Genomic DNA, 13129 nt, shown 5'->3' on the forward strand with positions numbered 1-13129 from the left:
CAAGTGAGCAATAACTTAATGGGATTGGTATTACTACTGATTTTAACAAAAAATCACTGTTATTTTTCGCTTTACTGAAGTTTGTAAAACACCGAAATAGCAGAGCGTTAGACTTTGCTATTATAAGCACTAATGATGTAATCAAGGTGCTTGGCGCTGCCTTGTTGAACTCGGTTGTAGTGTTTGAGCGTTTTGTCTAAATACTGTTTAACGACACTTGCTTGTTCAGCGGTAACTGATTGCCAAATATCATGTCCTACAGGGCTAATTGTTCTATTAGCATCGCTTGTCGATGAAACCAAAATTATTTCATAGTAGCGGCGATTATCCTCAACTAATATTTCGTTTTTTAAACCGAACTTCAGTGCGATTAATTTTTCACGTAGTGCAAATTGTTGATTAACTGGGCAGAGCAGAAAATCAATGTTCATTTTGTGATGTTTTTGGTAAAGGTCATTGATGAATTTGATCATTAAGTCACCGCCAATGCCAGCAATGATGACGAGGTGTTTACCCTGATATTGTTGTAAAGGTAACTTGGCGACATCAAGACAATGTGTTTTCCAATCTGACAACGAATGTGGGTAAAACTGTTGGAGCTTACTTTCTATTGTTGTTATGAGCTCAGGTACTATATCAACAAAATGTATATTCTTGGCTGCTTGTCGAGACAACAAGCTTGCCCCCAAAAAGCCGTGATCACAGCAGCAATCCCAAATGTGGCTATAATCCGCTGTTACCATTTGCTCAATATGCTGTAATCTTTTACTGAGTTTCAATTAAATAGCCTGTATTACGATTTTAAATTATCGTATTGTAATGGTTTTATTGCTTTTTGCGAAGTTGAAAAAGCAACTGAAATTAACTCAGACATCGACAGTTAATTGATAAATATCAAGCCCCGACTGCTATTAGCAAACCAGTTAAAGTAGTCAGCTTTCTTGTTGACTAACGCCAGGAAAATGCATTAATTTAATGGTCATCGCTTATTATCATTGTCTTAATATTGTACTCGTCTCTGGTTTATTTACCCTGAAAACTTACTCGCTAGCAAAGTTTTTGCCCACCATAATTGTTGGACTGAAGATAAGTGTTTAGCCTTAAGCTAACTTGTTGCCATTGATGTTGCCATTGATGTTGCCATCGATGTTGGCGTTTAAGGCGAATGCTTGATGCGGTATATAAAGCAATAAAAATTATGTTATCTTTATTGCCGCTAACAGCGTATTTTAATTGTTTAATCGACTAATTACAGCACTAGCTTTTAACTAATCTACTCTGCTGTAATACCAGTTCCATTAAGTTTGTGATCTTGTTGTGCGCAGGAAAAATAACTCAAGGTAAGGCGCTCGATTGAGCAATAGCTGGCTATTGGGATTGAGAGCAACACAGCCTTGAGCTATTTTAACTAGTACAAGTGAGCAATAACTTAATGGGATTGGTATAAGTTAGCCTGGTGAGTCGTTATTCTGTCTATATTGTTAAGCAGGTTGGAGCATGAATAAAACTATTGCAGTAATTGCTAGCGCGAGACGGGATGGCAACACAGGAAAATTAATTGATCTAATTGCTGGTCAATTAGGTATTGAGGTTGTAGATTTAGCTTTAAAGAATATTTCACCCTTTGATTATGAGCATAAAATAGTAGTGACGACTTTTTACCCCTTATGGATATGCTATTGAAATATCGGAATATAGTTTTTGCCTCACCGGTATATTGGTTTGCTATAAGTGCTTAAATGAAAATATTCATTGATAGAATATCTAATTTTTTGTCTGTACAAGTGTTAAAAGAGCAAGCGCGTGAATTAAGCCGTAAAGTAGGTTATGTTGTGTCGTGTCGACTTCAAGCAGCGAAGCGATAGACCGTTCTTTTATTAATTCTTTTACAGATACATTTGAATATTTAGGTATACAATACCGTGGTTTTGCCCATTTGGACTGCAAAAATGGTTTTGCTTTATCAGAGGCTAAAAAAGCTGTTGAAGATTTCGTGAATAAGCTAGACCAAGCCGTATGAACTACACGATGTAATTTACTCAAGCGGACGCTAAACAGTTGGCTAGCGGCCGTTTTTAGCAATTATAGCCAGCTATCTTACGCCGCTTAGTTGGTGTAAGCATGATTTTCACAATGTTAAACATGAGGAAATAAAATGACAGATATAGATATTGGTATAAATAAAGAAAATAGAACAGAAATTTCAGATGGTTTAAAGCAGCTTTTAGCAGACTCTTACACGCTATATTTACAAACACATAATTTTCACTGGAATGTAACAGGGTTACAATTTCGTGAATTACATTTAATGTTTGAAGAGCATTACACCGAGTTGGCAACTGCTGTTGATGATATTGCTGAACGTATTAGAACACTTGATGTGCCAGCACCTGGTACCTATAAAGAGTTTGCAAAACTTAGTTCTGTTAAAGAAGTCGATGGCGTGCCAAGTTCAGCCGAGATGGTTGAATTGCTAACTAAAGGTCACGAACAAGTGATCAAAACTTGCCGCAAAGTATTAAAAATAGCGCAAGGTGCTGATGATGAATCAACAGCCTCGCTAGTTTCTGATCGTATGCGTATACATGAAAAAACAGCTTGGATGTTACGAGCGATTAAAAAAGCATAACCCGTAAGACCCATAAGAATAGGTGTCGCATAGCCGACACCTATTTAACTGTTTTCAAGCCCCACACTCTTCTTTGTATAGTCAATAATGTCATGTGGCCCCAGGTATAAGAGCATGAGTCATCAAGTTAAACACTATTAGTGTATTGATTGCTTAGATTTTTTTATAGGGTCCCTTATACCAAATTGATTAATTATCGACTCATTTTTAATGGTTAAAATAAAAAACTACAGCGTTATAAAATTTATAAGGTGAATAACTACTGACTAAATTTTATGTCTTGTATTTCTTCATTTTTCCTCATGAAAAAGTAGACCACTTAATTAATCAAATTGGTATAATACCAATCCCATTAAGTTATTGCTCACTTGTACTAGTTAAAATAGCTCAAGGCTGTGTTGCTCTCAATCCCAATAGCCAGCTACTGCTCAATCGAGCGCCTTACCTTGAGTTATTTTTCCTGCGCACAACAAGATCACAAACTTAATGGAACTGGTATTAGATACAAATAATAAGTGATTATTTAAAATTCTGATGGATTTTAAGCTCGCAATCAACACCTCACCTTATAGGTAACAATTTATCAGCTATTATCGACTGATGTAATTTACGCTTATAAATTCTTTAAAAGGATAAAAAGTCGAATTCTGCTTCTACTTCGTTTCCATTTAGCCACTGATATTTATCCCACTATATTTAGCTTGTTAAAGGCACTATTTTTTCAGCACAAATCAGATTAGTATTGTGTGATGATATTAATAACAGCACAGCGAATAATTCCTTCATGTGACCTTATTGATTTATATTGTTAAAAATTTTCCCCTTGGTGGGATATTACCTAAGGAGTTGGTGATGCCGACAAATAAAAATAAACATAAACGAAAAACGGCTGCTCATACTAAAACGAAAGTAGCAAAATATGCATTATCATCTCGGCTGATAACGTTACACCCAAAAGTTTTTATTTCCCTTGGTCTATTCTTTGTCGCGTTAGGCTTATACCTTTTGGCCTTTGAAGCTAAAAATGATGCAATGTTCGGTGCTGCTATGTTGTCTCTTATTGTGGGCACAGCAACGACCATTTACGCAAACTTTGCTATACCGAAGAAAAAACCGATTAAGTAAATATTTAACAGTTAGCTATTAATATGATTACAGTTAATTATTAAAACTGAGACAATATGAAGAAAATATTTGCAGAATATAAAGCATTTGCTTTGAAAGGCAATGTTTTAGATATGGCGATTGGTATTGTTGTAGGCGGCGCTTTTGCTACGATTGCGAGCAGCTTGGTGACTAATGTTATTGCACCTGCTATCGGTTTACTTACCAGCGGTGTTGATATGGCCGATTTGTTCCTTGTGCTAAAAAACGGCGCACAGGGTGGCCCATACCTTACCTTAGCGCTTGCGAATAAAGACGGCGCCGTAACCCTCAGTTACGGTTTGTTTATTAATAGTGTCTTCAGTTTTAGCATAGTGTCTTGGTTTGCCTTTATCTTAGTTAAGGCGATCAATCGTATAAAAGACGCAGAGTTGAAGCAGGTAGGTAAAGTAACAAAAAATTGCCAATTTTGTTATTCGGTTATCAATATTAAAGCGTCTAAGTGCCCACAATGTACAGCAAACTTAGTGTAAATCTTAGTGTAAATTTATCACTTTAAGCTGACTCACTATTGCCTCTCAACATTTCTGTCTCCTTATTAGCTTTGCCTGATGAAATTAACACTATAAAAGCCAAACTTCATTTTAGTTAGTATTCTAATTATATTCATAGCGACAAATAACACGTAAAAATATGCTTTGTCATTGTATTTATAAATAATTATGTTTTAATGAGCTAGTTATTAACTTTTTTGAACTATAGTTATAGTTCGTTATCTAACTAATTTTACGGCCTTTTACGGCTGTTGATGTATAGCTACCTTATGTATTATGTCTGCATTTTGTACTGAGATTTTTTAAATCATGATTGACATATAAGAGCGATAATTCTAATACTTTGATGAAAATTAATCGCTAAACCCAATGAACAAAGATGGAGAAAGTGATGTTAGTTAAATTGGAAGAATTAAACGGAAGTACTATTCATGCAGTAGATGGTGAAATTGGCCAGGTAACAGATGTTTATTTTGATGATAGACATTGGACGATAAGATTTATGGTGGTTGATATTCAACCTTGGGTGCCTTTAAGTGAGAAAACCTTGATAAGCCCTATCTCACTGCTTGAATACAATGTTGAAGAGCAGCAACTTAACGTGTCTATATCAAAAGATAAGGTCAAAAACAGCCCTCAAATTGATGTACTCCAGACTGTTTCTCGTGAGTTTGAAGAGAGCTATTTTGATTATTATGCCTATGGTTACTATTGGGTTGGACCGGGTGCTTGGGGTGAATACGCGTATCCAATGGCTTTGGTTAATCAAAATACATTGCCAAAAGATAGTAGTGAAAGTGATGATGCTAAAACTACTAATCATCTGCGTTCAACCAATGAGATCACACATTACGGCATAGATGCTTTAGATGGCAAAAAAGGTTATATCAAAGACTTTATTTGTGACACTTATAATTGGTCCCTGCGTTATCTCGTCGTTGATACCCGTGATTGGTTGCCCGGCGGTAAAAAAGTACTGATCTCTCCAAAGCAATTAGATGTCTTGAACTGGGCAGAAAAAACGGTTACCTGTAACCTTAGTTTTGAGCAGATAAATGCCTGCCCAGAATATAACCCAGACAAATTAAATGATGCTGAGTATCTAGCAGAGGTTCAAAAGAAACTTATGTTCAATAAGTAGCCAGATTAAATATATTCTCACAGATTTATGGCTATGATTATCGATAAGATGTTTGTTTATAAAGCATAGAAACAGCTATGCACTTTAATCTCGCGCAGCAGCTGATTAGCGCTGATATGAAAAGTGTAAAGCAGCATACATAGCTAATGCACTTATTAGCTATGTATGCTGTGTGTTAGCAAAAATTGTGTGAGGACTAATACTAATTTCATTAATTAGGTGGTCTACTTTATAGGCAAGAAAAACAACCCAATATAAGGCATTTATTTTAATCACTCGTTGTTCAGGACAATAGGCGTCTGCATTGTCTAATAAGCGGCATCCATGCCGCGATAATGAGTAAATAAATAACGCCGTAGTGGCTTGTCTTAGCCAAATGAAATGATCAGATAATTAATCAGATTGGTATAAATATGTCTCGCGGCTAGAGATTAATTTAACATCTAGCGGCTGTAAACTTCAGTGAGTAGCAACTAAGGATAACGCAATGCAAAAAACAGACGACAATGAAATGTCTAAGAGTAGCGAGATAACCGATATATTATATGGCAGCGAAACAGCCAAAGCATTGACCAATTTTACCATTAGCGAACTCAAAATGCCGCGAGCATTTCTCTGGGCAATAGCGACATTAAAAAGCGCCTGTGCACAAGCTAATCAAGAATTAGGCTTACTTGATGCTGATAAATCTGTTGCTATTCAATTGGCAGCCCAAGAAGTTGCTGATGGCTTTCACGTTAATCAGTTTCCAGTTGACGTGTTTCAAACTGGCTCTGGCACCAGTACCAACATGAACGTTAATGAAGTTATTGCCTCGTTAGTTAAGCGAAATAGTCAGCAGAGTATTAACCTGCATCCAAACGATGACGTGAATATGGGGCAAAGCTCGAATGACGTGATCCCGTCCTGTATCCATTTAAGTGCAGCAAAGCTGATCTCTGAGGAATTGTTACCCTCACTCCAGCACTTAATTGATACTTTGGATGCAAAAGCAAGTGAACATCGCAGCACAATTAAAACCGGTAGAACCCATTTAATGGATGCTATGCCACTGAGTTTCGCTCAGGAAATAAGTGGCTGGAGTAGCCAAATAAGTTATGCACACGAGCAGCTGAAAAACAGTTTACCTAGCTTATATAAACTGGCTATTGGTGGCACGGCTATCGGCACAGGTGTTAACACACATCCAGAGTTTGCTGCGATCGTCACTCGGGTATTAAGCGAAAGAACGGGCCTAACATTTACTGCTGCGGATAATTATTTTCGAGCTATAAGTGCCCAAGATACGGCAGTGCAGGTCAGTGGTATACTCAAAACCTCAGCGGTTAGTTTAAGTAAAGTCAGTAATGATATTCGTTGGCTGAGTAGTGGGCCATTAAATGGTTTAAATGAATTACAGTTACCTGAACTACAAAAAGGTAGTAGCATTATGCCGGGCAAAGTTAATCCGGTGATCCCCGAAGCGGTACTGATGGCCTGTACTCAGGTGATTGGTAATGACACAACTATTACCTTGGCAGGACAATCGGGCAATTTTCAACTCAACACTATGTTGCCTTTAATCGGCCACACTTTGCTACAAAGTATTCAGTTATTGAGTTCAAGCAGCACCGCACTGGCTGATAAAGCGATTAAAGGCATGCAAGTTAACCAGACAATAATTAATCAAAACTTAGCAAGAAACCCGATATTGGCCACCGCATTAACTCATTTGATTGGTTATGACAAAAGCGCTGAGATTGCTAAAAAAGCTTATCAGGGACAAAGAACGGTGTTGGATGTAGCGCTAGAGCTAACCGATATTAGTGAAACAGAGCTTATTGCATTACTAGACCCTAAGCGGCTAACAAGTGGAGGCAATGCTTAAGGTCGTTAGGTGACAAGGTTCATTCGCTATAATTTATTAGTAACCTATTAGTAACCTATTAGTAATCTATTAGTAATCTTTTCCAGAGTTAGCTCCAACTTAGAGCTAACCAAGACCTAACCAAGATTTAGCCAAGATGTAATGCAGAGTGAGTAGTTTTTTAGGTGAACTACGTTAGCTTTTAACCTAGTTCATTGTTAATTGTCAGCGCTATTTTTTGTTCTCTTCTTGATCATCTATATGAAAGGCAGGCAAGGTTACGCGCCAATAAATAGCGGCTAAACGTAACGACAATGCACCCAATATTGAGCCAATAATAGCGATATGCTCGGGTAAGCCAAAATGTAGCAATAAGGTATATAATGTGCCCCCTAAAATAGCGGCAGTGGCATAAATTTCTTTTCTTAAAATCATTGGAATTACATTACACAGCACGTCGCGTATCATACCGCCAGCAACGCCTGTCATTGTGCCCATAACAACGGCGACAGGAACCGCTGCACCTAGGCTAAGTGCTTTTTCAGTACCCAATACGGCAAATAAGGCTAAACCAAATGCGTCTGAAACCAATAAAAGTCGTTTCGGAATACGTTTTGGGCAACGAATAATAAGAATGGTCAGTACCGCAGTAGCCAAAATCACATAAAGATAAATCGGATTTTTGACCCAAAATACGGGTGTTTGTAAAATTACATCGCGAATGGTGCCGCCGCCAATAGCGGTAACCGCAGACAACACCACCACACCGAAGGGGTCAAGTTTATAGCGTCCGGCCATTAATGCCCCTGAGAAGGCAAAAACGATAACGCCAAACAGATCAAGCCGATAGAGTAATTCTGACATTTGGTTTAGTACTTATTTGCTTATTTTATTAGAGGTAAATCTGCAGCTTGCCAAGCATTCATGTCACCTTCAAGGTGGAGAAGACTGCTAAAGCCGGCAGCGCGTAAGTCATTTTCAGCACTTAGCGCCCGACGTCCTGATTTACAATGCACCACTACGGTTTGGTCTTTGAAGGCGATAATTTTATTAAGATTTGCGTTAATTTTTGTATGACTAATATTGATTGCGCCTTCAATATGGCCTTTGGAAAATTCTTCAGCCGTACGCACATCCAAGATCACTGTTTTATTCGCAGGCGTTGCCATTAAGGTTAACAATGCTTGCTGTGAAATAGTGCTTGTTTGCTCTGCGAAAGTAAAAAGCGAGAATGCGCTCAATAAAATCGCTAATGTTGTGGTAAGAAATTTCATAATAAATCCTTATGATGTAGTAAAAACTAGCCTTGTGTTTACGCTGACGTGTTTTAAGGTTAATTGTTTTAAGGTGGTCTGCTTTAAGGTTACTTGCGTTTTAGACTTGCTAGTTTAGCAAAATTGCAGTGGTAGCAAAGGCTTTTAATCGTTATTTAACACAGTGAATAACGTGTTACCCGATTATTATTTTATAACCTGAGCTTGAATAATACCAGTTCCATTAAGTTTGTGATCTTGTTGTGCGCAGGAAAAATAATTCAAGGTAAGGCGCTTGATTGAGCAATAGCTGGCTATTGGGAGTAAGAGCAACACAGCCTTGAGCTATTTTAACTAGTACAAGTGAGCAATAACTTAATGTAATTAGTATAACATCATATTAGGTTTGAAATTTAAAGACTTACTTACCGTGACCGGCAACAGAATAAGAAACTATTGCCATCAGCATCAGCAATAAAATAAACAGGTATAGTGCATAAGTTATCCGTTTGCTGGCGTGAATAATATCAGTGGCTTGTGGTTGCCTAGCATGATCATTAAAGCTGGCTTTGCGGACTTTATCACCATTATAGCTAGCGACACCACTCAACTTTATTTCTAAACCTAAGGCCAGTACATGCAATAATATAGCGTTGTTAGTTTGGAAAAATTTGCTGCGGATTAAACGCCAATACAGTAAGGTGTTTTGGCCAACCGTGCCAAGTAAAAGCAGTAAGGAAAATAAGCGTGACGGTAACCATTGCAGTAATTTAACAATATAATTTACCGCGGCGCCAAAGTGTACAAAACGAGCAAGTTTTATATTCCAAGCGTAATGCATTTCCAGTAATAAACGAAAAGTTAATGCCGCCAATGGACCAAAAAGCAGATAATAAAAACCGACGCAAACCAGCAATTGTGAGCTGCGCAACACCTGCATTTCAATACAGGCTTTACTAATCCCCAATGCTGATAACTGCCTAGTATCGCGTAATAAATACGGCGCTATTTTTTGTTTCGCTTGGTAATGGTTATTGGCAACTAACTCCCGTGCCACCCCTTTGCAAGTTTTAGTCAACCCAAAGCTGTCCAGTGCAAAGTAAAGTAATAGCGCTTGCCAAAGCCAAGGTATTTCAATGAAGACTTCAAATAGCCATAAAATCGTGAGCAATGGTACTAAAGTCAGCAGAATAGCGATTAAGCCTGAAATATGTTGTTGGCGTGGACGACCACTTTGTTGATTGACTTTATCAGCTAGGCGCTGACAGTAAAAATTGAAAAAAGCTAACGGTTGCTGAGTAACAAACTGACTAATTAGTGCTTTTAACGCTATTATCAATAACAGCGTGAGAACAGCAGAATAAAGCTCTGGGCTGGTTAGGATATTACTCAGGTTTGTCATTAGTGTAGTGTTTTACCTTGTAGTGCTGCCAACATGCTAATCACTAACTTAGAAGAGTTAACTGATGCGGTTTCTAGGTAAGCTTCAAATGAGGTTGGCGACTCTTTGCCTGCAATGTCTGACATTGAGCGAATAATCACAAAAGGAATATTAAACTGATGACAGGTATGTGCAATAGCGGCTCCTTCCATCTCCACCGCAGCCATAGTGGGGAAATTTGCTCTAGCCTTGGCAATGTCGTCATCTTTAGTCATAAAGGTATCACCTGTGGTGATTAAGCCAATCAAGGTTTGCACATTATCCAGTGAGCTTATACCCACTTTTGCCGCGGCCACAAGTTCAGGGTGAGGAATATACGCTGGCGGGTTAGCCGGTAATTGGCCTATTTCATAGCCAAAAGCGGTCACGTCAACATCGTGGTAACGCACTGCTGAGCTAATGACAATATCGCCGACTTTAAGTGCTTGGTCAAAGCCGCCGGCAGAGCCGGTATTAACTATATAATCGGGCTGAAATTTATCAATAAGTATTGCGGTTGCTAAAGCGGCAGCTACCTTGCCAATGCCTGATTGCACAATAACCACGTCAGAGCCATTTAATTGCCCTTGATAAAAGGTGTATCCAGCATGTGTAGATGCTTGGCAATTGACTAACTTTGCTTTTAAAATTGCTACTTCTGGCTCCATTGCGCCGATAATGCCTGCTTTCATTAACTTTGATCCTGTAAAAATTTTAGCGAACACATTTCGCCAAGGTTTATGGGCGGATTATAGCGCGACTTGCGCATAAAATCTTTGAACAATATTTGATAAGAGCACAGCCCTGATCAAGTATTGTGCCTTGAGCTAATTTCTTAGCTCATTTCTTAGCTCATTTCTTAGCTCATTTCTTAGCTCATTTCCTAGCTAAGTGCTGAAACTATCTCTTGAAGTGTTAGGCATATATATCAACAAAAAAGCAGACAATAAAGTCTGCTTTACAGCTTACTTAGCAAGCAATACCAATGAAAATAAATAAACTTAGTGAGGTAATGCCGCTACTTGAGCTGAAGAAATCTGTCTAGTCATAGCTGGGGTATCTTTTGCTAACATGGCTTGTGCGGCTGAAGAGGTGAAGGCACCAGCTGATTTTGGACGAGCCTTCACTAAAGGCGCAGGAATAATCCGACCTTTCACCTTTGGTGTTAGTGTCGGTGCATTATTACCTAATATCCGGCTATTAATACAGGCACGAATTTCATCGATAGTGTAATTGGCTTTAACTTTTATACGAATATGTGGAATGGCTGCTGCCTCAAGTGCGCCGCTAACAAACCAGTCTTTTTTAATCTTGTAACCCCTACCTTGGGTGTCAACTAGATCAATTACACCGAGTAATTTCATGCTATCGCGTTCACAAATAACAAAATCTAAATACTTGCTATTAGCATTGTTTGTCGCGGTTTGGCCGGCTCGATTTGAGACACCATTGCGAATGCTAACAATATCGGCAAGTTTAACGCGATTAATAATGCGATACCTTGAGCCCATTGCTTGCTCGACAAGATTTTGAAAGTTTTTTTCTGCGGGAGTGAACAGGGCAGTTTTACGATCGAAAGGAAAGGGAAAGCTATTATCGTTTAAGCGGCTAGCAAGCACACCAACAATAACAATTAGGCTGATCATGGTAAATAGAATGAGTTCCATATACATCTCCGGCAGTTCAATTTTTTGACGTTTATCTTAGTTAAGTAGATAAAGCAAAAAATGAGCCAGAGATGGTGTTATCTACTCAACAGTGAATTAATAAAATTTATTACAGCTGTAAGTCCATTCAAGATACTGATTTATAGTGTTTTATTTTTATTTATTTGCTTGTGCTATTTTGGGTACTTAGCTTCCAATGCGACATAAAGTTGTTGTTGGAAGTCATCAGCGCTGGTGTCGAGAGTCTTAACTAAATTTGCTAACACTTCGTTATCTTCACCACCATGCCAAATTTTGATGTAGCTACCTTCTTTGTAACCGTGGTCTTGACGGAAAAAATTCAAGGTGTTTTTACCCACATATTGACGAAAGAGCTCGTTTAAATCCATCGACATTAAGCGCATGCAGTCAGCTAACGCTAAGGCATCAAAGGCTTTGTGGCTAACGGCTTTTGATGCCAGCGTTTCTAGAGCAACTTTAAAATCCTGCTCACCACTATTTTGGCTTAATTCAGTGGCTAAGGTTTGGCTAATATCTTCAATGGAATCGCCAGTCATTAAGCGTAAACTTAAGCCAAAATGAAAAATATCAACCAGCTCTAATTGTACTTGTGCAACGTCAATTTCTTGGTGTTTCCACCACTTCCAGCCATGGTGATCTAGCATTTCTGCACATTCAACCCAAATGGCACGATACCATTCATAATTGTTATCTCGCCAGGTTTCGCTAACCCGTGAATTCATCGCATCTTGCATTGATAACATTTGTGTAATTTGGTTTTTTGCGGTGCTAAGTGAATCGCTCATGCTTATCTCTATATTATGGGTATTAATTAAATCAGTTGCCGATAGTTTACCGCAGCAGCCATAAACTAATACGCTTTCTGGTTAAAGTATTGTGTTAATAATGGCATTATACAATCATTATATAATGATTAAAAATAATTAAGGGAGTTTAACTTTGACAGCTCAAGTGACGACAAAAGTTTCCAACGAAGTACAAAATGAAGCGTTACGTGTTGCTAAAGGCACACAAAAAAAAGCGCAAACCAAAGAGCAAACCAAATTGATTGCTCAAGGTATTGAAAAAGGCATCAGTGAATATAAGAAGCAGCAAAAAGTGAAAGGCCGCGAGCGCGACAAGCAACGTAAAAAAACAGTCGCCGCGAAAGCGAATGAATCAATAGAGACAAGAGCTGCCGAAAGCATTGAACCAGAAAGCTCAGCCAATAGCGCTAGAGCACTATCGGCTTTACCTTGGTTACTGTTGTTGGTGAGCTGGGCTTATTTTCTTTTACTTTAAACCCGTAATCAATCGGTGACTGGTTTAAAAATAATAGCATTGAGTGTTTTAGCATATCATTGGCTCACATTGACGGTGTTGTTATGTTATACCAATCCCATTAAGTTATTGCTCACTTGTACTAGTTAAAATAGCTCAAGGCTGTGTTGCTCTCAATCCCAATAGCCAGCTATTGCTCAATCGAGCGCCTTACCTTGAGTTATTTTTCCTGCG

The 13129-nt window shown here is 38.4% G+C and carries 16 protein-coding genes; 9 read left to right on the forward strand and 7 right to left on the reverse strand.

What is annotated here, in order from left to right:
* Nucleotides 1–107 precede the first annotated feature (107 nt).
* Nucleotides 108–779 (reverse strand): tRNA (adenine(22)-N(1))-methyltransferase, encoded by a 672-nt coding sequence (locus tag ESZ39_RS11555; protein ID WP_146880054.1) that lies wholly within the window; start codon nucleotides 777–779, stop codon nucleotides 108–110.
* 718 nt (nucleotides 780–1497) lie between these two features.
* On the opposite strand from ESZ39_RS11555, the gene ESZ39_RS18070 reads away from it, so the two are divergent.
* From ESZ39_RS18070 to ESZ39_RS11585, 8 genes are all read left to right on the forward strand, one after another.
* Nucleotides 1498–1683 (forward strand): hypothetical protein, encoded by a 186-nt coding sequence (locus ESZ39_RS18070; protein ID WP_223270360.1) that lies wholly within the window; start codon nucleotides 1498–1500, stop codon nucleotides 1681–1683.
* 56 nt (nucleotides 1684–1739) lie between these two features.
* Nucleotides 1740–1865 (forward strand): hypothetical protein, encoded by a 126-nt coding sequence (locus tag ESZ39_RS18250; protein WP_262984492.1) that lies wholly within the window; start codon nucleotides 1740–1742, stop codon nucleotides 1863–1865.
* Entirely contained in the window at nucleotides 1838–2020 is a 183-nt protein-coding gene (locus ESZ39_RS18075) for a hypothetical protein (RefSeq protein ID WP_223270361.1), read from the forward strand. The genes ESZ39_RS18250 and ESZ39_RS18075 overlap by 28 nt, the downstream gene beginning before the upstream one ends.
* A gap of 135 nt (nucleotides 2021–2155) precedes the next feature.
* Nucleotides 2156–2629: a Dps family protein gene (locus ESZ39_RS11565; RefSeq protein WP_146880055.1), complete on the forward strand. Its 474-nt coding sequence runs from the start codon at nucleotides 2156–2158 to the stop codon at nucleotides 2627–2629.
* Nucleotides 2630–3481: 852 nt separating this feature from the next.
* Entirely contained in the window at nucleotides 3482–3754 is a 273-nt protein-coding gene (locus tag ESZ39_RS11570; protein WP_146880056.1) for a hypothetical protein, read from the forward strand.
* A gap of 56 nt (nucleotides 3755–3810) precedes the next feature.
* Nucleotides 3811–4266: a large conductance mechanosensitive channel protein MscL gene (mscL, locus tag ESZ39_RS11575; protein WP_146880057.1), complete on the forward strand. Its 456-nt coding sequence runs from the start codon at nucleotides 3811–3813 to the stop codon at nucleotides 4264–4266.
* A 412-nt stretch (nucleotides 4267–4678) separates the two neighbouring features.
* Nucleotides 4679–5428, forward strand: a complete 750-nt coding sequence (locus ESZ39_RS11580) for a PRC-barrel domain containing protein (RefSeq protein WP_146880058.1) — start codon at nucleotides 4679–4681, stop codon at nucleotides 5426–5428.
* Between the two features lie 487 nt (nucleotides 5429–5915).
* A complete protein-coding gene (locus ESZ39_RS11585; protein ID WP_146880059.1) occupies nucleotides 5916–7295 on the forward strand; it encodes a class II fumarate hydratase in 1380 nt (459 codons plus the stop codon).
* A 210-nt stretch (nucleotides 7296–7505) separates the two neighbouring features.
* On the opposite strand, the gene ESZ39_RS11590 is transcribed toward ESZ39_RS11585, so the two are convergent.
* The 6 genes from ESZ39_RS11590 to ESZ39_RS11615 all read right to left on the reverse strand — a co-directional run bounded on the left by ESZ39_RS11590 (nucleotide 7506) and on the right by ESZ39_RS11615 (nucleotide 12420).
* Nucleotides 7506–8138 carry a trimeric intracellular cation channel family protein gene (locus ESZ39_RS11590; RefSeq protein ID WP_146880060.1) on the reverse strand — a complete coding sequence of 211 codons (633 nt, stop codon included), beginning with the start codon at nucleotides 8136–8138 and terminating at the stop codon, nucleotides 7506–7508.
* A 20-nt stretch (nucleotides 8139–8158) separates the two neighbouring features.
* Nucleotides 8159–8548 (reverse strand): rhodanese-like domain-containing protein, encoded by a 390-nt coding sequence (locus ESZ39_RS11595; RefSeq protein WP_146880061.1) that lies wholly within the window; start codon nucleotides 8546–8548, stop codon nucleotides 8159–8161.
* 400 nt (nucleotides 8549–8948) lie between these two features.
* Nucleotides 8949–9929, reverse strand: coding sequence for a cobalamin biosynthesis protein (locus ESZ39_RS11600; RefSeq protein WP_146880062.1), 981 nt, complete (start codon nucleotides 9927–9929; stop codon nucleotides 8949–8951).
* Nucleotides 9929–10639 (reverse strand): 5'-methylthioadenosine/S-adenosylhomocysteine nucleosidase, encoded by a 711-nt coding sequence (gene mtnN, locus ESZ39_RS11605; protein WP_146880063.1) that lies wholly within the window; start codon nucleotides 10637–10639, stop codon nucleotides 9929–9931. The genes ESZ39_RS11600 and mtnN overlap by 1 nt, the downstream gene beginning before the upstream one ends.
* Nucleotides 10640–10948: 309 nt before the next feature.
* Nucleotides 10949–11614 (reverse strand): DUF2726 domain-containing protein, encoded by a 666-nt coding sequence (locus ESZ39_RS11610; RefSeq protein ID WP_146880064.1) that lies wholly within the window; start codon nucleotides 11612–11614, stop codon nucleotides 10949–10951.
* A gap of 173 nt (nucleotides 11615–11787) precedes the next feature.
* Nucleotides 11788–12420 (reverse strand): dUTP diphosphatase, encoded by a 633-nt coding sequence (locus tag ESZ39_RS11615; RefSeq protein ID WP_146880065.1) that lies wholly within the window; start codon nucleotides 12418–12420, stop codon nucleotides 11788–11790.
* A 166-nt stretch (nucleotides 12421–12586) separates the two neighbouring features.
* Between ESZ39_RS11615 and ESZ39_RS11620 the strand changes: the two genes are divergently transcribed.
* Nucleotides 12587–12916 carry a DUF2956 family protein gene (locus ESZ39_RS11620; protein WP_146880068.1) on the forward strand — a complete coding sequence of 110 codons (330 nt, stop codon included), beginning with the start codon at nucleotides 12587–12589 and terminating at the stop codon, nucleotides 12914–12916.
* Nucleotides 12917–13129 lie beyond the last annotated feature (213 nt).

It is taken from the genome of Colwellia sp. C1TZA3, from assembly GCF_007954265.1.
GTDB lineage: Bacteria > Pseudomonadota > Gammaproteobacteria > Enterobacterales > Alteromonadaceae > Cognaticolwellia.

Bases quoted from the DNA above. Each gene is read 5' to 3' on its own strand.
- ESZ39_RS18250 (WP_262984492.1), top strand. From the start codon at position 1,740: ATGAAAATATTCATTGATAGAATATCTAATTTTTTGTCTGTACAAGTG.
- mtnN (WP_146880063.1), bottom strand. From the start codon at position 10,639: ATGAAAGCAGGCATTATCGGCGCAATGGAGCCAGAAGTAGCAATTTTA.
- ESZ39_RS11585 (WP_146880059.1), top strand. From the start codon at position 5,916: ATGCAAAAAACAGACGACAATGAAATGTCTAAGAGTAGCGAGATAACC.
- ESZ39_RS11565 (WP_146880055.1), top strand. From the start codon at position 2,156: ATGACAGATATAGATATTGGTATAAATAAAGAAAATAGAACAGAAATT.
- ESZ39_RS11610 (WP_146880064.1), bottom strand. From the start codon at position 11,614: ATGGAACTCATTCTATTTACCATGATCAGCCTAATTGTTATTGTTGGT.
- ESZ39_RS11580 (WP_146880058.1), top strand. From the start codon at position 4,679: ATGTTAGTTAAATTGGAAGAATTAAACGGAAGTACTATTCATGCAGTA.
- ESZ39_RS11590 (WP_146880060.1), bottom strand. From the start codon at position 8,138: ATGTCAGAATTACTCTATCGGCTTGATCTGTTTGGCGTTATCGTTTTT.
- mscL (WP_146880057.1), top strand. From the start codon at position 3,811: ATGAAGAAAATATTTGCAGAATATAAAGCATTTGCTTTGAAAGGCAAT.
- ESZ39_RS11595 (WP_146880061.1), bottom strand. From the start codon at position 8,548: ATGAAATTTCTTACCACAACATTAGCGATTTTATTGAGCGCATTCTCG.
- ESZ39_RS11570 (WP_146880056.1), top strand. From the start codon at position 3,482: ATGCCGACAAATAAAAATAAACATAAACGAAAAACGGCTGCTCATACT.
- ESZ39_RS11615 (WP_146880065.1), bottom strand. From the start codon at position 12,420: ATGAGCGATTCACTTAGCACCGCAAAAAACCAAATTACACAAATGTTA.
- ESZ39_RS18070 (WP_223270360.1), top strand. From the start codon at position 1,498: ATGAATAAAACTATTGCAGTAATTGCTAGCGCGAGACGGGATGGCAAC.
- ESZ39_RS11600 (WP_146880062.1), bottom strand. From the start codon at position 9,929: ATGACAAACCTGAGTAATATCCTAACCAGCCCAGAGCTTTATTCTGCT.